This is a genomic window from Janthinobacterium sp. P210006 (assembly GCF_036231885.1).
In the GTDB taxonomy this organism is placed as follows: Bacteria; Pseudomonadota; Gammaproteobacteria; order Burkholderiales; family Burkholderiaceae_D; genus Janthinobacterium; species Janthinobacterium violaceinigrum.
In genome coordinates this window covers 1,291,462-1,309,858 of the sequence record NZ_JAZARD010000002.1, presented here as the reverse complement: position 1 = coordinate 1,309,858, position 18,397 = coordinate 1,291,462, and the positions used below count along the sequence as shown (strand labels likewise).

General features: G+C 63.9%; 16 protein-coding genes and 4 tRNA genes. 10 read left to right on the top strand and 10 right to left on the bottom strand.

Annotation, left to right across the window (positions count from 1 at the left end; genetic code table 11):
• Positions 1 to 183 precede the first annotated feature (183 nt).
• Entirely contained in the window at positions 184 to 699 is a 516-nt protein-coding gene (locus tag VPH41_RS14235; RefSeq protein WP_328570500.1) for a DUF6265 family protein, read from the bottom strand.
• Between the two features lie 149 nt (positions 700 to 848).
• On the opposite strand from VPH41_RS14235, the gene VPH41_RS14230 reads away from it, so the two are divergent.
• Entirely contained in the window at positions 849 to 1,448 is a 600-nt protein-coding gene (locus VPH41_RS14230; RefSeq protein ID WP_328570499.1) for a hypothetical protein, read from the top strand.
• A 27-nt stretch (positions 1,449 to 1,475) separates the two neighbouring features.
• Here the strand turns inward: VPH41_RS14230 and VPH41_RS14225 are convergent, their stop codons facing one another.
• Positions 1,476 to 2,189, bottom strand: a complete 714-nt coding sequence (locus VPH41_RS14225) for a sensor histidine kinase (protein ID WP_328570498.1) — start codon at positions 2,187 to 2,189, stop codon at positions 1,476 to 1,478.
• 313 nt (positions 2,190 to 2,502) lie between these two features.
• Between VPH41_RS14225 and VPH41_RS14220 the strand changes: the two genes are divergently transcribed.
• On the top strand, positions 2,503 to 2,898 hold the full coding sequence (locus VPH41_RS14220) for a hypothetical protein (protein WP_099378684.1): 396 nt from the start codon (positions 2,503 to 2,505) through the stop codon (positions 2,896 to 2,898).
• A gap of 72 nt (positions 2,899 to 2,970) precedes the next feature.
• On the opposite strand, the gene VPH41_RS14215 is transcribed toward VPH41_RS14220, so the two are convergent.
• Together VPH41_RS14215 and VPH41_RS14210 are read right to left on the bottom strand one after the other, a co-directional pair.
• Entirely contained in the window at positions 2,971 to 3,954 is a 984-nt protein-coding gene (locus VPH41_RS14215; protein WP_152282421.1) for a GGDEF domain-containing response regulator, read from the bottom strand.
• A gap of 339 nt (positions 3,955 to 4,293) precedes the next feature.
• Entirely contained in the window at positions 4,294 to 6,777 is a 2,484-nt protein-coding gene (locus VPH41_RS14210) for a hybrid sensor histidine kinase/response regulator (protein WP_328570497.1), read from the bottom strand.
• 472 nt (positions 6,778 to 7,249) lie between these two features.
• Between VPH41_RS14210 and VPH41_RS14205 the strand changes: the two genes are divergently transcribed.
• The 3 genes from VPH41_RS14205 (at position 7,250) to VPH41_RS14195 (ending at position 7,638) form a co-directional block, all read left to right on the top strand.
• A tRNA-Arg gene (locus VPH41_RS14205) sits at positions 7,250 to 7,326 on the top strand.
• A gap of 82 nt (positions 7,327 to 7,408) precedes the next feature.
• A tRNA-Arg gene (locus tag VPH41_RS14200) sits at positions 7,409 to 7,485 on the top strand.
• Between the two features lie 76 nt (positions 7,486 to 7,561).
• Positions 7,562 to 7,638 (top strand) — tRNA-Arg (locus tag VPH41_RS14195).
• Positions 7,639 to 7,758: 120 nt separating this feature from the next.
• On the opposite strand, the gene VPH41_RS14190 is transcribed toward VPH41_RS14195, so the two are convergent.
• A complete protein-coding gene (locus VPH41_RS14190) occupies positions 7,759 to 9,915 on the bottom strand; it encodes a hypothetical protein (RefSeq protein WP_328570496.1) in 2,157 nt (718 codons plus the stop codon).
• A 283-nt stretch (positions 9,916 to 10,198) separates the two neighbouring features.
• On the opposite strand from VPH41_RS14190, the gene VPH41_RS14185 reads away from it, so the two are divergent.
• Positions 10,199 to 10,275, top strand: a tRNA-Arg gene (locus tag VPH41_RS14185).
• Between the two features lie 55 nt (positions 10,276 to 10,330).
• Here VPH41_RS14185 and VPH41_RS14180 read toward each other — a convergent pair.
• Entirely contained in the window at positions 10,331 to 11,203 is an 873-nt protein-coding gene (locus VPH41_RS14180; protein ID WP_328570495.1) for an AraC family transcriptional regulator, read from the bottom strand.
• Between the two features lie 115 nt (positions 11,204 to 11,318).
• Here VPH41_RS14180 and VPH41_RS14175 point away from each other — a divergent pair, with 115 nt between their 5' ends.
• The gene (locus VPH41_RS14175) at positions 11,319 to 12,290 is read left to right on the top strand and encodes a phytanoyl-CoA dioxygenase family protein (RefSeq protein ID WP_328570494.1); all 972 of its coding nucleotides are present in this window, start codon (positions 11,319 to 11,321) and stop codon (positions 12,288 to 12,290) included.
• Between the two features lie 94 nt (positions 12,291 to 12,384).
• Entirely contained in the window at positions 12,385 to 13,530 is a 1,146-nt protein-coding gene (locus VPH41_RS14170) for an alpha-hydroxy acid oxidase (protein WP_328570493.1), read from the top strand.
• Here the strand turns inward: VPH41_RS14170 and VPH41_RS14165 are convergent.
• The 4 genes from VPH41_RS14165 to VPH41_RS14150 form a co-directional block, all read right to left on the bottom strand.
• Entirely contained in the window at positions 13,527 to 14,039 is a 513-nt protein-coding gene (locus tag VPH41_RS14165) for an AAA family ATPase (RefSeq protein ID WP_328570492.1), read from the bottom strand. The two genes, VPH41_RS14170 and VPH41_RS14165, sit on opposite strands and share 4 nt — an antisense overlap.
• A 194-nt stretch (positions 14,040 to 14,233) precedes the next feature.
• Positions 14,234 to 14,893, bottom strand: coding sequence for a hypothetical protein (locus VPH41_RS14160; protein ID WP_328570491.1), 660 nt, complete (start codon positions 14,891 to 14,893; stop codon positions 14,234 to 14,236).
• A 71-nt stretch (positions 14,894 to 14,964) separates the two neighbouring features.
• On the bottom strand, positions 14,965 to 15,741 hold the full coding sequence (locus VPH41_RS14155; RefSeq protein WP_328570490.1) for a CPBP family intramembrane glutamic endopeptidase: 777 nt from the start codon (positions 15,739 to 15,741) through the stop codon (positions 14,965 to 14,967).
• A gap of 8 nt (positions 15,742 to 15,749) precedes the next feature.
• Complete coding sequence (locus VPH41_RS14150) at positions 15,750 to 17,348, bottom strand: sensor domain-containing diguanylate cyclase (protein WP_328570489.1); 1,599 nt, start codon at positions 17,346 to 17,348, stop codon at positions 15,750 to 15,752.
• 138 nt (positions 17,349 to 17,486) lie between these two features.
• Here VPH41_RS14150 and VPH41_RS14145 point away from each other — a divergent pair, with 138 nt between their 5' ends.
• Together VPH41_RS14145 and VPH41_RS14140 are read left to right on the top strand one after the other, a co-directional pair.
• Positions 17,487 to 18,050: a GNAT family N-acetyltransferase gene (locus VPH41_RS14145; RefSeq protein ID WP_328570488.1), complete on the top strand. Its 564-nt coding sequence runs from the start codon at positions 17,487 to 17,489 to the stop codon at positions 18,048 to 18,050.
• Complete coding sequence (locus tag VPH41_RS14140) at positions 18,047 to 18,394, top strand: SMI1/KNR4 family protein (RefSeq protein WP_328570487.1); 348 nt, start codon at positions 18,047 to 18,049, stop codon at positions 18,392 to 18,394. The genes VPH41_RS14145 and VPH41_RS14140 overlap by 4 nt, the downstream gene beginning before the upstream one ends.
• Positions 18,395 to 18,397: the final 3 nt, after the last annotated feature.

Genomic DNA, 18,397 nt, shown 5'->3' with positions numbered 1-18,397 from the left:
GCCACGCAGCAAGGCCATGCCTGCCTGCCGCTGGCGCCGGTTCAGGCGAGCAAACTGGGCGATAAAACGGATCCATTCGGCTGGCTGCATGATCGGCTCCCTGCATTGTGAATATGCAGAGTCAGACAGCACAGCCAACGGAAGATTCCGGCATTTCCCCTACTTGCCGATGACAGAGCCTTTTTATTTGCCGCGCGCCACAGGCGCCGCTTCGCAGCGGCCCCGCGTCATGGGAAAGTCGATGGTGGTGAACTTGCCCTTCAAGGTGCCAACGATGCTGGCATGCAGGATGCGCTCGCTGTCGCGGCGGTAGATGATGCGGCTCGGAAAGTCGTTGTCCAGGTTGGCGAAGATGAATTCATTCGGCTTGTCCTGGCGCAGCAGGTTGAAGATGACGGGCGGCTGGCCCGACGGCTGCACGATGTAGGCCAGCTGGCCCGGGTCGGTCAGGCGGATCTGCACGAATTCAAAGGCCGTCGTCTTGCCGCCCTTGACGGTGCGGCTGGTGCCCAGGATGGTGCCGCCGGCGGCCGTGCTCCATTGTTCCCCTGAGCCAGGTTCGGCGCCGTCGACGTTCCAGCAGCCGGCCAGCCAGGCCAGCTTGTCCACGGTTTCCGGCGGCGGCACGGTTTTTTCCGCGGCCTGGGCGGCGCCCATGGCCAGCAGCGCTGCCAGCAAGGTAGTTGCGAGTCGTTGCATGCCGTCTCCTGTCGTTGCGATGTGTTGGCGGTCACCAGTGCACGCCGGCGGCGCGCCTGCCCAGTGTAGCCGATGCTGGGCCGCGCACGGCAAACACTTTATACTCGGGAAAGATGCCGTCCCTCACCACCCTTACGCCAAGGACCACCATGCACGACACTCCCACGCAGCCGCACGGCGCCGCCAGGCCGGACCAGTCCGACTATCGCTACATCAGCTTGAACAGCCTGGGCCTGGACCCGGAACAGCTCGATTTCTACCAGCTGCTGCTGGCCTGCAGGGCCAGGGGGGAAGCCGAGGAAAGCTTGCGACAGGTGACGCGTTTCCGCATGGATGGTTATGGCAAGGCCCGCTTCATCGGCAGCCTGGACGCGTTGCCGGCGCCGCTGGCCACCTTTCCCCTGTGGCGCGCCGAGCTCGAAGGCTGGCGCGGCGAGCTGGCGCGCGAGGAATTGCTGGCGCGGGTCAGCGGGCCGCTGGGCCAGCCTGTCGGCGCCTTCCTCGCCTTGGCCGGCTGGCGCGCGGCATTGCCCGACATTTGGCAAACCCTGCTGGTGCTGGGATGGCGGCAGGCGGGTTCTCCGGCCGATGCCGCGCTGGCGGCGCAATTGACGGATGTGCTGCGTGTCGTGCATTTTCTGCAGGTACTGGAAGGCAATCGCGCCAAGCTGGACGCACATGGCGCGCGCCGCGACGTGCTGGGGGCGCATCTGCTGTGGCCGGCAGAAGGCATGCCGTTGCCCCGTTGAGGCGGGCAGGGCGCCCGCCGCGGGAGATTATTCTTTTGGCGTAATGCGCGGCAAGACGACGGTCAGGGCCGTGCCGCCTGGCGGATTGGCTGTCAGGTTCAGGCTGCCGCCCAGGTAGTGCACGCGTTCGCGCACGGAGCGCAAGCCGTGCTTGCTCATTTCCACGGCTTCCCTGGCGGGCAGGCCTTTGCCGTTATCCTTGACGGTCATCATCAGCGCTTCATCGTTGTCGTCGATGATGATGTCCACTTCCGTGGCGTTGGCGTGCGTGGCGATGTTGCTGAGCGCTTCTTCCAGGGTGCGCAGCAGGGCCACGCCCACGTTGCGCGGGCAAATCAGTTCATCGTCGGGCAGGCTGCAGCGCACGGTGATCTTGTGCTGTTCGGCAAATTGCGCGGCCAGCTCGCCCAGCGCCACATTGACACCCAGAAACTCCAGCTTGTCGTTCCAGAGCTTCATCTGCATCTGGCGGTTGGTTTCGATCACATTGAGCAGCAATTGCTTCATGGTCGCCGCACGGTCGAGCAAGGCCGCTTCCTGCGGCATCTTTTGCGTCAGCAGCGACAAATGCATGGTCAGCGCCGTCAGCGAGGAACCGAGGCTGTCGTGCAGCTGGCGCGACAGGGCGCGCCGTTCATTGTCCCAGCTGGTATTGACATGACCCAGCAACTCGCTGAGATCGGCGGCGCGTTCCGCATCGGCCTGGGCCGCTTCCTTGTTCGGATCTGTTTGTGCGGACATAGCGCCCCGTGTATGGTGAAAAGTAAGGACCAAAATTCCAGTGGTGGATCATACATGAGGATTTCATCGCAAGGCGCATGGATGGAAAATTTCTGTCTTTTCGGCAATTTTAATCTCCTCCCATCATTATTGTGTTATGGGCATTATTATCGTTTGCGTCATGGTGGAACCGTTCCCGCCGTTACGTACGGCTGCGCACATACCGGAATTGCGCGCGCTGCCATAGTGGGGCCATGCATTCTCCCGTGCAGCATAGCCGCCCCGCGGCGCAGGGCGCAGCACCGGCCCGCTTATTGAAACGAAAGGACATGCCATGAATATCGATACCATCGTCGACAAGGAATACCTCGACAAAAGCTTCCGCGACATCGTTAATGCCCCCATCAGCGCCTTGCGCGGCGTCAGCGCGAAGGATGCCAAGGCCTTGCAGCAGGCGTTCGGCGTGACCACCGTGCGCGAACTGTCCAACCTCAACTTCGTCAAATGGGCCAGTGCGCTGGCCATCCTGGCCGATGAAGAGGGCATGAGCGGCGAAGAGCGGGCCAAGGAAGAATTGCTCGATGACGCCGTGGAAATGACCTTTCCCGCCAGCGACCCGATTTCCGTCGATGCCGGCATCACGCGCATCGAAGTGCCGCCGGAAACCGTCAATGCACAGACGGACCACCAGCATGCGGGCCAGCATGAAGTGACGGCTGGCAAAAAGTAGGGTATCCGGCCATAAAAAAACCGGCTTGCCCCGATGGCTTGCCGGTTTTTTCACGTGCCGCGCGCCGTAACGTCAGGCGATCGAGGGGATGCTGCTTTTCTGCATGTTGACCTGCGACGCCATCACTTCGTGGGGCGAGCAGCAAAAGCGGTTCTTGCCGGCGCGCTTGGCTTCATACAGGGCCGTGTCGGCCGCGCCCAGCAGGGATTCGACGGTGCTGGCGTCGTCCGGGTAGATGGCGATGCCGATGCTGGTCGACAGGCGCAACGTCAGGTCGTTGATGAAGTACGGTTCGGAAATGACTTCGATCAGCTTGGCCGCCGGTTCGCGCGCATCGCCCTTGCCGGCCAGGTTGCCCAGCACGATGACGAATTCGTCGCCGCCGATGCGCGCCACCGTGTCTTCCTTGCGCGAGGCGCCCACCAAGCGGGCCGCCACCATTTTCAGGATTTCATCGCCATAGCCGTGGCCGTAGCTGTCGTTGATGGCCTTGAAGCCGTCCAGGTCCAGGTACAGGATGGCCGACTTGCCGCGGCTGCGGGCCGATTGCTGCAGGGTGTGCTCGATGCGGTCTTCCAGCAGGCGCCGGTTCGGCAAGCCCGTCAGGGGGTCGTGCAGGGCCAGCTCCTGCTGCTGCTTGCTGTATTGGGCCAGTTCCTTGTACAGCAGGCGCACTTCCAGCATGTTGTGGATGCGCTTGTGTACTTCCATCAGGTCGAACGGCTTGCTGATGAAGTCGCGCGCACCCGCTTCCAGGGCGGCGATCTTGAAACTGGGCTGCGCCGTCAGGGCCAGCACGGGCAGGTAGCCGCCATGCTCGATTTCCTTCAAGCCTTTCATGACCTGGAAACCATTGAGTTCCGGCATTTGCAGATCCAGCAAGATCAAGTCGTAGCAATGTTCCCGGTGCAGGGGGCAGACCTGGGCCGGACGCATGGTAGCCGTGACATTGGTGTAGCCGGCATCGCGCAGGATTTCCAGCATCAGGTCGACATTGTCGGGTGAATCGTCAACGACCAAAATTTTGGCTTTCAAAATCTCATCTTGGCTGGGCATGTAGGGTCTCGGTTAATGCGGTCTATGCAACGCTGGCTTTCACCGCAGCGAACGGGCTGGCGGGGCGGCTGACGGCGGGCTGGAAAGATAGTAGCGCCTTGCAACAAGATAGGGCGCACAACTGCGCTTGAACTCGCTTCTGCCATGCATGACAGCCAAGGCGGACGCTCTCCTGCCTGCCGCGCAGGTGTGCTTCTGCATTTCAGTGTAGCAAACTTGATCTTAGTTGCTTGTAGGACAGTGCCGCGTCTGAAAGTAGGAAGGCTAAACCACAAAATAGTCATTTTGTTCTGCACTATGTATTTCTTTGCATCATCTTTTTAGGGCAGGGAAGTTCCATCAGGACGGGGTGGCGCTCATGCGCGCCGCCGCCAGCTGCGCCACGGCCTCCAGCAGTTCGGCCGGGTCCAGCGGTTTCGAGACCCAGGCCTGGAAGCCGCTGGCCAGCGCCCGCTGGCGATCTTGCGGCTGTGCAAACGCCGTCAGCGCCAGCGCGGGCAGGCTGGCCGCATCGTGGGAAGCGCGCGCGCGGATTTGCGCCAGCAAGTCGAAACCGTCCGCATCGGGCATGCCGATGTCGCTGACCAGCACGTGCGGCGCCACCTGGTCCAGCAGTTGCAGCGCTTGCGCCGCGCTGCCGGCGCAATGCACTTCGGCGTTGTTGTCGCGCAAGATGCGTTCCGTCAGTTCGCGCGCATCGGCTTCGTCATCGACCAGCAGCACCTTGACGCCGCGCAAGTCGTGGCTGGCGGCCCGCTCGCTGCCCGCCTGGCGCGCCGGCGCGGCCGGCGTCGCCAGGGGCAGGCGCACGGTGAAGCTGGCGCCCTGCATGTCGCCGGCGCTGCTGGCCGCGACCGTGCCGCCGTGCTGCTCCACCAGGTGCTTGACGATGGCCAGGCCCAGCCCCAGGCCGCCATGCCGGCGCGTGGTGGAGGCGTCTGCCTGGCGGAAACGGTCGAAGACGTGGGGCAGGAAATCCTTCCGGATGCCGACGCCGTTGTCGGCCACCGTGATGGCCAGGCGGCCCGCTTCGCGGTGCACGCCAATATCGACGCGTCCCCCTTGCGGCGTGAACTTCAGGGCGTTCGACAGCAGGTTCCAGATCACTTGCTGGATGCGGCTGGGGTCGCCCGTGATGCTGCCCGCATCGCTGGCGATGCTGCTGTGGATGGCGATGTGCTTGGCGTCGGCCGCCGGACGCAGGGTTTCGATGGCCGAGGCGATGATGCTGGCGGGCGCGAGGGTCTGCAGGTCGAGCAGTACCTTGTCGGAAGTGATGCGGCTCATGTCGAGCAAGTCTTCGATCAGCTGCGCCTGCGCGCGCGCGTTGCGCTCGATGCTTTGCAGGCCACGGTGCAGGTCCGCCTGGTCGCGCGTGCCACGCCGCAGCACCTGGGCCCAGCCCAGGATGGCCGACAGCGGCGTGCGCAGTTCGTGCGACAGGGTGGCGAGAAAATCGTCTTTCAGCTGGTTCGTGCGCTCGGCCTCGGCGCGCGCCTCGCGTTCGCTGTCGAGCAGCACCTTGCGCTCTTCGGCTGCGCGCGTGGCCGCCGCGTACAGGCGCGTATTGTCGAGCGCGACGGCAGCCTGGGCCGCGATGGCCGAGACGATGCGTTCGCTGCGCGCGCTGAACATGCCCGTCTGCGGATGGCCCAGCAGCAAGCGCCCCAGCAACAGGCCCGAGCGCGAGCTGACGGGCAGGCTCAGGCAGCTGCGCAAGGTGGGCGCGCCGTCGGCGCTGGCATCGGGCGCCGCCAGCAAGTCGTTCTGGCGCGTGGCGGGGCCCTGGCGCAGTTCCGTGGCGATGGCTTCGGCCTGGCGCAGGCTGATGCCGTTGACGGCGCGCGCCGCGGGCAGGGCGCCGGGGCTGTCGTGGATGTCGCCCGCCTCGTCGTAATAAAAGGCGCCGAAGCGCGCGCCGCTGATGCGCGTGGCCGCATCGACGGTTTCCTGCAGCAGGGCGGGCAGGTCGAGCGTGCCGGCCAGGGCCGCGCCCGTGTTGTTGAGCAGTTCGAGCACGCGCGTTTCATCGCGCAAGGCTTCCTGCGCGCGCTTGACCTGGTCGACGTCGGTGCTCGTGCCGAACCAGCGCAGCAGCTGGCCGCCCCGGTCGCGCACGGGATTGGCGCGCGTCAGGAACCAGCGGTACTGGCCGTCGGCGCCGCGGATGGGAAACTCCATCTCGAACGGCGCGCCATCGCGCAGCGCGGCCTTCCAGCCTTGCAGCATGGACGGCAGGTGCTGCACGTCGTAGGCGATGCTCCAGCCGTCGCCCGCCATCTGTTCAGCGCTGGTGCCCGTGTAGTCGTGCCAGCGCTGGTTGTACCAGGCAATGGTGCCGTCGAAGCTGGCGATCCAGGCCAGCTGCGGGATGGAATTGGCCAGCGCGCGCAAGTCTTCCCCGCTCTGGCGCAAGCTTTCCTCGGCCGCCTTGCGCTGGCTGATATCCTGGATGTACGTGGTCAAGCCGTCGCTGGAAGGGAAGATGCGCACTTCCAGCCAGCGCCCCAGCGGCGGATACAGCAGCTCGAAACTGCTGCTGTGCTGTTGCGCCATGGCGCGCCGGTATTGCACTTCCAGTTCCGTGCCCTGCAAGGCGGGGCAAGCTTGCCACAGGCTGCGGCCAGCCAGGCTGGCGTCAGGCGGGCGCTGCGGGGCGAACATGTCGGCGCCGCGCGTATTGATGTAGCGGATGGTCCAGTCGGGGTCGAGCAGGCAGAAACCGTCGGTAATGCTTTCCAGTAAATTGGCCAGGCGCTCGTCTGACAGGCTCAGCGGCGCTGATGGGGGCAGCAGATATTGCTTGCGGTCATGCTTGGCCATCGGAAATCCTGCACCAGTTAGTTTGCCGTACGGGCCGCCGCCTGGCGGCGCTCTGGCAGCGCGTGCTGCCGTCGCTGAGCTCATTCGAATGCGTCATGATGGGGTCTGCCAGCCGTCATGGATAAATGGATGGAGGCGCAAGCGCAAGCACCCCTGCCTGCCTGTTATTGTAGCCCCAAGCGGTGCGCCGCCACCGCACGCTTGCGCGCCCCGGCGCCGTCACTTTGCCATTGCTTGCAGATAGCACTGGACAGGGCGGGGAGCAGTCCCTATAATCCCGCTTCTTTCGAGACAGCAACTTCTCGATGCGCTGGATGCCACTGCGAAAGCAGGAACATCCATCGTGCAAGGCCGAAGCTTTTGGCAGTGAAAAGGTGGTTGATGGTGCGGGGCGGTATTCTGCAAAATCAGCTAAGCGATTGAAAAATCGAACTTTTCAAAGCGAAATGAATACGCTATAATGTTTGCCTGCGCGGCTGTAGCTCAGCTGGATAGAGTACTTGGCTACGAACCAAGGGGTCGTGGGTTCAATTCCTGCCAGCCGCACCAGAATACTGAAAATCAGACTTTGCCTGGTTTTGTTGTAACAATTTTCACCTCCATGTTGTCAATGGAATGTTGTAGAAGTTTTGCGGCTGTAGCTCAGCTGGATAGAGTACTTGGCTACGAACCAAGGGGTCGTGGGTTCAATTCCTGCCAGCCGCACCAGTATTGCCAACATCGGGTTTCCCATGTTGATGAAAGTTTCAAGCTTCGCGCCGTCCGGCGAAGTGTGTCAGAGTTTGCGGCTGTAGCTCAGCTGGATAGAGTACTTGGCTACGAACCAAGGGGTCGTGGGTTCAATTCCTGCCAGCCGCACCAGTATCAGCAGTAAAGAAAAAACCCGGAAAGCTTGCTTTCCGGGTTTTTTTTCGTCCATGGCAACGGCCGCTTGCAGCGCGCCGCCGGCATCGCGGCGCGCTGCAGTCCGCAAATGCCGCGTCAGTTCGGATAGGGCTGGCCCGACGATGCCTGGTTGCCCAGGACGATGGTGGTCACCCACAGTCCGCCAGTCGTCACGGGGCCGGTGAACTTGAACAGCGAGGTGCCCGGCTGCGCCGGGTCCGCCACATTCGACGCCAGGGCATTGAGTCCCGAGGTCGTGAACGTGCACGAGGTTTCTTGTCCAACGGCATTTTGCTCCGCGTTCAGCACGGGCGTGGCGTTATTGAACAGGTACAGGCCGCAATTATCCATTTTCGAACCGTAGGTGGCAGACTGCGTGTAGTTGAAGGTTACCGCGCCGTCGAGCAGGGTCACGGCCGCAATGGACGACAGTTTTGCCGGCGTGATGCTGGTGATCGCGGCGAACAGGCTGGCCTGGTTTGCCTTGGCAAACGCTTTCGACAGCGGCACGGCATTGATCTGGAACGGGAAGGCGCTGACGGCGCCGTTCGGCGTTTTCAGGGTCCAGACGTAGACTTTTCCAGGCGCCGCTTTCGTTTCGTCGATGCAGGCCGTGCCGGCGCCCAGGCCCGGCGTGCCGGCGGGCAGGCTGGCCAGGTCCTGGCAGCTCTGGATCGCTTCGGCGTTATTGTAGAAAGCGCTGGCAGCGCCATTGCTGTCGGCAATCCGCATGTGGGTGTAGCCCGTGGCTGGCAGGATCAGCTGCAGTTTGCTGCCGGCCGTGCCCGGTGTCTGGAAGTCGCCGAATGTCGTCAGGCCGGGGCCTCGCACATCGATCTTGTTGATGGCCGGATTCTCCTGCAGCACGGTGTCGAGCTCGACGTGCGCGGCCCATTCGCGCGCAAAGCTGGCTGCGCCTGCACCATCGAGGCTGCGCTGGATGCGCGCATTCATGTGCATGTCCAGGTGGCCGCTGCCGGCCAGTTTCCAGCCGCCGGCGCAGCCGCTGGTGTCGCTCGTCTTGACCAGCTTCCAGTTGAGCATGCCCGCATCCGTTCCGATGCGCAGCTGCACCCATGCGCTGCTCGGCTTGCCTGCGGTGAAGGCGATGGCCGTCGCCCCGGCGCCCAGGCGATTGCCGATGAAGTCCGCCACGCGCGTCGTCGAAGTGCTGGTCGACGAGGTCAGTGCGGCAATTTCGTCCGTGCTCAACGGTTGCATGTTGACGCTGGCCAAGCCCAGTGCTTCGATCGTCAGCCCCGCATGGGCGGCCTGGTCCGTGCTGGTCAGGGCCGACACGATTTCCGCCTTGCCCACCGCCGTACCCATGTTGAACGTGCCGTCGATGAACGGCGACACGGCTGCCGCCGACGGCACGACAAAGCCCGTCTTCGGATACAGCGCACTGAGCGAAGCCATGCAGGCGCGGATTTCCGGCAAGACGCTGGCTGCGGCGTTCGCCTTGGCCAGGTCCGCATCCGATGGCGGCGTCGCGGCGGGTATCGTCGACGCGCCGCCGGCAGCGGCAGGCAAGGTCACGCTGCCCAGCGTGCTGTTGGTGGCAATCAGGGTGACCGTCGCCATGGCGCCTTGCGCTTCCGCGGGCGCGACGAGGATCTGGTCCAGCACGGCATCCATGCCCGTGCCGTTGGCAAGAAAGGCGCCCGTCAGCGGATTGGTGTTGCTGGTGTTAATCGGCTTGATCATGGCGACGACTGCGGCGATGGCCGCATCGAGCCGTTGCTGGGTCGCGGCACTGGCCAGCGCCGCCGTGCAGGCGGCCGGCACGGCATTGGCAACGGGCGCGCAGACGCTGGCCAGGGCAATGCCGCCGGGCTGGCCCGATGCCGCGGAGACGATCAGGTCCGTCAGCGGCGTGATATTGACGGTTTGCCCCGCTGCGGTGGCGATGGAATTCATGGTCACCTGCTTGCCGCCGGCCGTGCCGGTGATGCTCAGGAGAAAGGGCGCCGTCATGCCGCCCACGTCGAGCGTATAGGCGCCGCCGGCGCCGGTGCTGACGGCCACGGATACTTTGCCCTTGCTGTCGATGGCGATCACGCTGCCCGAGACGGGCGCGCCGACGGCGGCCGTGCCGCTGAGCGTCGTGGCCGGCGGCGGTACGACGGGCACGACGGGGGGAATGGGTGCAACGGGCGCAATCGGGTCGGCGGAGCCGCTGCTGCCGCCGCCGCAGGCGGCAAGCATGAGGGTGGCGGCGCAGGCGGCCGCCAGAGGCAATAATTGGCGCATATTCATTTTCATGACATCCCCTTAGTATTTTTTTTAAAATTACTGCTAGTAAACATTCTCAAAGTTTTCCAACAATTGCAATTTATTTTTCTTGGATGCATTAATAATGATGAAGAAGTAATGTGCGTGTCGGTTTTGCGCCGCAGTTGAAAAATAAACATGATGAAATAGATAACTGTGCGGGATACGCGTGCCGCCGCAAAACAGGAGTGGCCGTCAATTGTGAAATATCGCCGCTACGCCCTTTGCCATTCTGCAAAGCCCTGCTATAATCTTGTCTTAGGCGGCTGTAGCTCAGCTGGATAGAGTACTTGGCTACGAACCAAGGGGTCGTGGGTTCAATTCCTGCCAGCCGCACCAGAATATTGGGGGTCAGATTGTAAAATCTGATCCCCTTTTTCGTTTCCGAATGGTTTTACGACACGCGTTTGGCGCCGCGCCGGTATTGCAGGCGAAATGCGCGCGGCGTGACTTGCTTGGCGGCGCGGAACTGGCGGTTGAAATGTGCGAGGTTGCGGTAGCCCGCCTCTTGCGCGATGGCGGCAATGGCCAGGTCGCTTTCGATCAGCTGTTGGCAGGCGCGGCCGATGCGCAGCCGCGCCAGGTATTCGCCCGGCGTGCAATGCGCATGGCGCTTGAAGCCGCGGTGAAAGGCGCCCAGCGACAGGGCCGCCCGCTGCGCCAGCGTTTCCAGTGCAATCTCTTCCCGAAAATGCGCGTGCATGAAGTCAAACACGCTGGCCATGCGCCTTTGCTGCCCGTCGGGCAGCGCCGCCTGCGCGGTCGAGGCCAGCGGCCGCGCGTCCCCATCAGCCGCCAGGTCCAGCAGCACGTCGAGCAGCAGCGGCAAGCGCTGCGGCACGGGCAGCGCATGCAGCTGCAACAGCCTGGCCGCGCTGCGCGCGCTCGTGTCCGCTGAAAAATGCAGGGCCGGGCCGGCGCGGGCCGCCAGTTGCCGCAAGCTGTGCAATTCCGGAAAACAGGCCGCCAACTGCTCCACCCATTCCAGGGAAAACCACACGACGACGGCCAGCATGGGTTGCGCGCTGTCGATGCGCTCGCTGGCCGACCACGTGTGCGGCAAATTCGGCCCCAGCAGCACCAAGTCGCCCGGTTCGAAATCGCCCAGGTGGTCGCCGATGTAGCGTTGCCCCCGGGCATTGACGGTCAAGGTCAGTTCGAACTGCGGGTGGTAATGCCAGATGAAGGGGATGGTGTCGAGTTCGCGCCACAGCAAGCCCCAGGAGTGGCCCGTCGGTATCGTGACTTGTTCGAATAAAGGCGTCATTGTGACGTTTGAAGCGTGTCGGTAGTCAGGATAGTACCAGTATTGGTTGCTGCGCACGCATTTTCTCCCGAGCTTCCATCGCACAATCTGTCTTACACCAATACAGGAGACAGCGATGCAAAACCAGGTTCAGCACGTCAACCCGCAATATGGCGTAGGCCGCCCCGGCAACCCGTCCGTGGCTTACACGGAACAGACGCAGTTGCGCGACATCCGGAAACAGCTGCCGCTGCGCGTGCTGTCCGACAGCGATTTTCTGCACTGGCAAACCTATGGCTATGTGATCGTCAAGGATGCCGTGCCGCCAGAACAGGTGCAGCGCACGACGGATTTCCTGTGGGAATTCCAGGGACTCGACCAGCACGATGCGTCCACCTGGAACCGGGACCAGTTGCGCGACCACGCGATGAAAGAGCTCAACGGTTCGGGCATGGTCGAGGCCTACCACAACCAGACCCTGTGGGATAACCGCCAGACCCAGCGCGTCTACGACGCCTTCGTCGACATCTGGGACCGCCAGGATTTGTGGGTGACCATCGACCGTGCCAACCTGAACACGCCCAACAATGGCAAGCGCAAGTTCGGCGGCTTCATCCACTGGGATGCAGACACCACGCTGGACCCGCTGCCCGTCAACGTGCAGGGCGTGCTGGCCCTGTCCGACACTTCGCCCGACAGCGGCGGTTTCCAGTGCTATCCGGAACTGTTCAACAATTTGCTGGCGTGGCGCAAGACCGTGCCCCTGGACCGCAATCCGTGGCAGCCGGACCTGGCGACGGTGCCGTACCCGATGGAATTCATCGCCATGAAGAAAGGGGAGTTGTTGATTTTTAACAGCCTGCTGGCGCATGGCATCCGCCCGAACACGTCGGCGGACCAGGTGCGCCTGGCGCAATACATTTCCTTCACGCCAGCGCAGGAAGACAATCAAACCTTGCGCGACTGGCGCGTGCAAAGCTGGCGCGAGCGCAGCGCGCCGCAAGGCTATGCGTTTCCCGGCGACCCCGAGGAAAAGGAAAAGCTGCGCTATCCGCAGGCGCAGTTGAGCGAACTGGGCGAGAAAATCCTCGGCGCGCGCGCCTGGTAAGTGTGGCGCCAGGTCCGGCGGCATTGCCCGCCGGATAGACAATTGCGGGCAAATGCACGATCATGGTTCGACTTGCCATCGACCGAGGAAACGCATGAGTATCATCACCTGCATCGAAGACTTGCGCGTGCTGGCCCAGAAACGGGTGCCGCGCATGTTTTACGACTACGCCGATTCCGGCTCCTGGACGGAATCGACGTACCGGGCCAACAGCAGCGATTTCGCCAGGATCAAGTTCCGCCAGCGCGTGGCCGTCAACCTGGAAAACCGCAGCCTGGCCTCGACCATGGTGGGCCAGCACGTCTCGATGCCGGTGGCCCTGTCGCCCACGGGCCTGACGGGCATGCAGCATGCGGATGGCGAAATCCTCGCGGCCCAGGCTGCCGAGCGCTTCGGCGTACCGTTCACCCTGTCGACGATGAGCATCTGCTCGATCGAGGATGTGGCGGCCAACACGACAAAGCCGTTCTGGTTCCAGCTGTACGTGATGAAGGACCGCGAATTCATCAACCGCCTGATCGACCGCGCCAAGGCCGCCAAGTGCGGCGCGCTGGTGCTGACGCTGGACTTGCAGGTGCTGGGCCAGCGCCACAAGGACTTGCGCAACGGCCTGTCGGCGCCGCCGAAACTCACCATTCCCAACATCATTAACATGGCCACCAAGCCGCGCTGGGTGGCGGGCATGCTGGGCACGAAACGGCGCGGCTTCGGCAACATCGTCGGCCACGCCACGTCCGTGTCCGACATGTCGTCGCTGTCGGCCTGGACGCAGCAGCAGTTCGACCTGAGCCTGTCGTGGGCGGACGTGGAATGGATCAAGCAGCGCTGGGGCGGCAAGCTGATCATCAAGGGCATCATGGACGCGGAAGACGCGCGCCTGGCAGTAAGCAGCGGCGCCGACGCGCTGATCGTCTCGAACCACGGCGGCCGCCAGCTCGATGGCGCGCAATCGTCGATCGCCGCCTTGCCCGCCATCGTCGACGCCGTGGGCAGCCAGATCGAAGTGCACATGGACGGCGGCATCCGCTCGGGCCAGGACGTGATCAAGGCCGTGGCCCTGGGCGCCAAGGGCGTGTACATCGGCCGTCCGTTTTTGTACGGCCTGGGCGCCATGGGCGGGCCGGGCGTCACCAAGTGCCTGGACATCATCCGCAACGAGCTGGACCTGACGATGGCGTTCTGCGGCTTGCGCGACTTGCAGCAGGTGGACAAGAAGATCCTGCTGCCGGGAACGTTTTAAGCCGTTACGCGCACGATGTGAAACCCCTCCGATGCCTGGGGCGGCACGAAGTGGCGCGTGATTTCATCAAATTGCGCGTCGCTGGTGGAGAACGGGTGCAGTCCGCTTTCATTGCGAATGCGCAAGCGGGCCTTGCATGTGTCGTCCGGTACGTCCAGGTAATGCAGCACGTGCGGCGTGCCTGCCTGCTGGAACAGGTCGCGCATCCAGGCGCGGCTGGCCGGCGTATTCGCGGGGAAATCGAGGACGACGGACACGCCCGCCTGCAGCATCTGCAGGGCCAGAGGCGCGATGGCTGCGCGCAGCCGCGCCGCGCACGCCACATAGTCGGCCAGGCTGGCGATCTGGCCCGGATACAGCTGCGCCAGCAAGCTGTCTTCGCTGATGCGCACCGTATGCGGCGCGCTGGCCAGCCGGGCGCTCAAGGTGGATTTGCCCGAGGCGATCTTGCCGCACACGAGGTGCAGGGTGGGGGCGGAAGGGACGGCAGGACTGGACGTGGTATGCATGGGCGCTCGCTAAGTAGGGAAATCAAGCCTGCGAGACGTTTTGACCAGTGACTGCAAATCAAAGCCGCCTCTCGGGCGGCTTTGGCAACGACACTCCTGCTAAGCCACCATGTTACGAATGGCGGCAATAATGGAGGGCAGGGGGCGGTAGGTCGGTTGCATGATGCAACGATGCCATGCGATGGGCTGCGCTGTCAAGCGGGGCCGATACGCGTCCATGGCTCGCTGAACGCATCCCCGTCGAGCGGGTGCGCATGCGGGTCGTCTTGCCGGAACAGGCCGCCGATCGGCATGTCCTGGATGGCGTGCGTGAAACCGCCGTACGGCGAGGCGCTGCCCCACTGGCGCCGCGTGTGGGCAAAGACGACGGCGTCTTGCTGCGCGGCCAGTTGCGCCAGCGATTGCCGCAAGGTGGCAGCCGCAGCGGGACCCTGGTCCGTGGCGATGGCGCACACCAGGCGCTGGCCGAACTGCAAGGGCTTGCCTGCCAGGCCCAGCAGCGATTCGTTGACCAGGGCGAGGAACAAATCGGGCGCCTGGCCGTCCTTTTCGCAGGTGGTCCAGGCGGGCGCCCATGCTTCCAGGCTCATGAAGCGCGCCTCCGTCGTCGCCGGCCCGTGCGTCCACTTCGCATGCGACTTGTCGTCCCAGCCCAGGCGGCCAAAGGAAACCGGCTTGCCCTTGGGCGTGTATTGCAGGCTGCGCACGCCAGCCTTGCCCCGCGTTCCCGCCTGGGCCACGATGCCATCGAGGCTGGCGGCGAACGGCGTCCATTGCGCCGATTCCCACAGCGGCGCGGCATCGGGCGCGGCCAGCAGCAGGAAGACTTCGTAATCACGTGAAAAAAACGCCATGCTACTCCTTCAATAAATCAAAAAAACTTGCCACCTCATGCGGATGGCGTGAGCTCGCCATGCCTGTTGCGCTATGCGGCCGCATCGGACAGCGTGATGGCGGCGCGCTGGCTGGGGCGCAGCAGGTAGACGCCGTACAGGCACAGGGGCAGCACGGCCAGCAGGGCGACATAGGGCAGGATCGAGGCGCCGTCTTCGGCCGGGTGCGGCAAGGTGGCCGTCACGAGCGCGTAATCCCACAGCCCATGCACGAACACCATCGGCCATACCGAGCGCGTGCGCAGGCGGATGGCCGCATAGCCGACACCCTGCAAGGTGGCGGCGATCGCTTGCCACAGGGCGCCGCTGACGTCGCCCGTGGCCAGGCCGTTGGCCGTGTGGGCCAGGCCGAACAGCGCCGACGACATCAAGACGGCCGGCCAGACGGCGTAGCGGTCCAGCATGCCTTGCAGCAAAATGGCGCGGAACATCAGTTCTTCCGAGATGGCCACCAGCGCCGCATTGCAGGCGACGATCAGCAGCACGCGCGGCTGGGGCCAGCCGCCGGCCCAGGCCAGCAACAGCATCAGCAGGGCATACAGCAGGGGCGGCCAGACCAGCCACAGCGTCTTCCATGGCTGCGGCGCGCACAGGCCCGCCGCGCGTGGCCGGCTTGACGCCAGCAGCAGCGCCAGCGCGAACACGGCGGCCAGCGCCCACGACAGTCCGATGCCGCCGGTCACCGTTGTCCCCAGGGGCGCGCGGCCGGCCGATTCCAGCCAGCGCCCGCCCACGGTCAGGCCCAGCCAGACGGCCAGCGCGGCGATGGCGAGCGGCATGCTGAGGTGGATTTTTTTAGGGATGGACATGGCTGGCCTCATGTTGCCGGCGCGTCGCTGCTGACGCGATTGCGGCCGCTGTTTTTCGACTGGTACAGCAAGGCGTCGGCCTGGCGTATCAGCGCGCTGCTGTCGGTGTGGTGGTCCTGTTCCGGATGGAGCGTGGCGGCGCCCAGGCTGACGGTGACGACGCCGTTGGCGCTGGCCGCATGCGGGATCTGCAACGCTTCCACGGCCGCCCGGATGGCTTCGGCAACGTCCAGCGCACCCGCGGCGCCGGTGCCGGGCATGATGACGGCGAACTCTTCGCCGCCGTAGCGGGCCGCCAGGTCTTCGCTCCGGCTGACGCTGTGCGCCACGGCGCCCGCAACGGCTTGCAGGCAAGCGTCGCCCGCCACGTGGCCATACTGGTCGTTAAATTTTTTAAAGAAATCCACGTCGAGCATGATCAGCGACACCCCGTTTCCGTTGCGCTGGGCGCGCTTCAATTCCTGGGCCAGCGTTTCATCGAAACAACGGCGGTTGGCCAGTCCCGTCAAGCCGTCCTGCGAGGCCCGCGCTGCCAGGTCCGCATTGGCGCGCTGCAACTGCGTTGTGGCCAGGCGCAGGCTGGCCTCGATACGGTCGCGCAGCGCAATCTGGCGCATCAGCTTGCGGAACAGGTAGATCAGCGCCGCCCCTGCCGCCAGCGACGCCAGCACGATTTGAATGCTCAGCCTTTGCCATTCGGCGAAGATATCTTCCCTGGACAAGCCCGCCGCCACGATGAGGGGAAAGCGCTGCAGGTGGCGATAGCTGTACAGCCGCTCGATTTCATCCACTTTCGCCGTCATCATCGCCGTGCCGACAGGCCCTTTTTCGCGGTAGGCGCGCAGGAGTGCGCCCGACGAGATATCCATGCCGATGACGTCGGCCTGGAAGGGCCGCCGGTAGATCAGCGTGCCGTCATCGAGGGCAAAGAAGGCCGTGCCCGTATTGCCGAGATTGAGCGTGGCATACACGCGCTCGAAGGAATCGAGCCCCAGGGTGATCAGCACCACGCCGGCAAATGAGCCGTCCGCCGCTTCGACCCGGCGCGACACGGGCAAGACCCATTGCCCGCTCGATTTGCTGCGCACGGGGGCACTGATGTGGCTGCTTAACTGCGCATGTGTCTTGTGATAGATAAAGTAATTGCGGTCGGCATTGTTGCCGTCCTGCTGGACGCCGGACGAGGCGGCAAGCCACTCTCCCTGGCGGTCAAAAATGTAGACGCCGTTAATTTCCACGATATTCCGCGACAGCTGCTGCAGATGCGATTGCAGGCGCGCGCCCGTCGCGTCGCTATTGCCTTCGCGCCGGATCTGTTCGACGATATCTTCCAGCATGACGTCGGCGATTTCCAGTTCCATGTACGCTTGCGTGGCCAGGGTGCGCGCCATGTGTTCCGTCGTCGCCCTGGCTTCGCGCAGGCGCACTTCGCGCGAAGACCAGACGATCCAGATGGTCATGCCCAGCAGCATGGCGCACATGCAAAAGAAGGCGATGCTGGCCCAGGCGATCAGCGGCCGCTTGTGGCTACCCGTCGCCCCGGGCTGTGCAGGGAGGGCACCGGCGTCCCGTGCATTGTGATTGGCGGCGTCCTTTACTGCATCCATAAGCGCATCGTGAAGTTGCATCAATGATATGTGGAAAATATTGCCATACTACATTAAAAGCACGCGCACAAAGTTGCCACATCGTTATAGTTGCATGGAATAATAGGCGTCGATCATTTGAATCCAGATTGGAGTTGCATGGCCTACACGAAAATCCTCACCACTGAGCGCCTGATCCTGCGCAAACCGCAGGCATCGGATGAAGCGGACTTGTTCGCCATGCATTCCGACCCTGAAGTGATGCGCTATTTCAGCGAACCGCCGTGGCAAGACCCCAGCCTCGCCGCAGGCAAGCTTGCCGAGGATATCGCCGCCTTCGAGAGGGAAGACTATTTCCGCTTCGCCGTCACGCTGAAGGCGACGGGCGAATACATCGGCAGCTGCAGCCTGTTTTCCGAGCACCGCCAGAACCGCCGCGCCGAAATCGGCTATGCGCTGGCGCGGCCGCACTGGGGCAAGGGCTATATGCAGGAAGCGCTGACGGCGCTGCTGGAATACGCATTCGTCGAGCGCGACCTGAACCGCCTGGAAGCCGATATCGACCCGCTCAATACGGGGTCGGCCAGCGCGCTGGAGCGCCAGGGTTTTAACAAGGAAGGGTTCTTGCCTGAACGGTGGATCGTCGGCGGCCACGTCAGCGATACGGCCCTGTACGGCTTGCTGCGGCGCGAGTGGGAAGCGCGGCGCAAGGCCGCCGGGTGAGCGGGCAAACCATCGACGCGGTCCAGCGCTGGCTGGGCCACGCCTTGCCGGCGCACTACCTGGGCTTTATCGGGGACTGGCACGAGGGCATGCGCGGCGAACAGGTATTGCTGTACGGCGCAGAGAGCTTGCGCGAACGTAACGAAACCTATGACACGCAGCAAGCTTGCCCCGGCTACGTGACTATCGGCGACGACAGCGGCGGGCGCGCCGTCATGCTGGCCCTCGATGGCGGCGACCGCGCCGTGTACCTGGTGGGCCACGGCTCCATGCAGCGCGACGATTTCGAGCGGGTCGCCGACGATTTTCACGCTTGGCTGGCCGATGGCTGTCCAGTCGGCTGACGC

Bases quoted from the DNA above. Each gene is read 5' to 3' on its own strand.
- VPH41_RS14235 (WP_328570500.1), bottom strand. From the start codon at position 699: ATGCAACGACTCGCAACTACCTTGCTGGCAGCGCTGCTGGCCATGGGC.
- VPH41_RS14230 (WP_328570499.1), top strand. From the start codon at position 849: ATGCACGACACTCCCACGCAGCCGCACGGCGCCGCCAGGCCGGACCAG.
- VPH41_RS14225 (WP_328570498.1), bottom strand. From the start codon at position 2,189: ATGTCCGCACAAACAGATCCGAACAAGGAAGCGGCCCAGGCCGATGCG.
- VPH41_RS14220 (WP_099378684.1), top strand. From the start codon at position 2,503: ATGAATATCGATACCATCGTCGACAAGGAATACCTCGACAAAAGCTTC.
- VPH41_RS14215 (WP_152282421.1), bottom strand. From the start codon at position 3,954: ATGCCCAGCCAAGATGAGATTTTGAAAGCCAAAATTTTGGTCGTTGAC.
- VPH41_RS14210 (WP_328570497.1), bottom strand. From the start codon at position 6,777: ATGGCCAAGCATGACCGCAAGCAATATCTGCTGCCCCCATCAGCGCCG.
- VPH41_RS14190 (WP_328570496.1), bottom strand. From the start codon at position 9,915: ATGCGCCAATTATTGCCTCTGGCGGCCGCCTGCGCCGCCACCCTCATG.
- VPH41_RS14180 (WP_328570495.1), bottom strand. From the start codon at position 11,203: ATGACGCCTTTATTCGAACAAGTCACGATACCGACGGGCCACTCCTGG.
- VPH41_RS14175 (WP_328570494.1), top strand. From the start codon at position 11,319: ATGCAAAACCAGGTTCAGCACGTCAACCCGCAATATGGCGTAGGCCGC.
- VPH41_RS14170 (WP_328570493.1), top strand. From the start codon at position 12,385: ATGAGTATCATCACCTGCATCGAAGACTTGCGCGTGCTGGCCCAGAAA.
- VPH41_RS14165 (WP_328570492.1), bottom strand. From the start codon at position 14,039: ATGCATACCACGTCCAGTCCTGCCGTCCCTTCCGCCCCCACCCTGCAC.
- VPH41_RS14160 (WP_328570491.1), bottom strand. From the start codon at position 14,893: ATGGCGTTTTTTTCACGTGATTACGAAGTCTTCCTGCTGCTGGCCGCG.
- VPH41_RS14155 (WP_328570490.1), bottom strand. From the start codon at position 15,741: ATGTCCATCCCTAAAAAAATCCACCTCAGCATGCCGCTCGCCATCGCC.
- VPH41_RS14150 (WP_328570489.1), bottom strand. From the start codon at position 17,348: ATGGATGCAGTAAAGGACGCCGCCAATCACAATGCACGGGACGCCGGT.
- VPH41_RS14145 (WP_328570488.1), top strand. From the start codon at position 17,487: ATGGCCTACACGAAAATCCTCACCACTGAGCGCCTGATCCTGCGCAAA.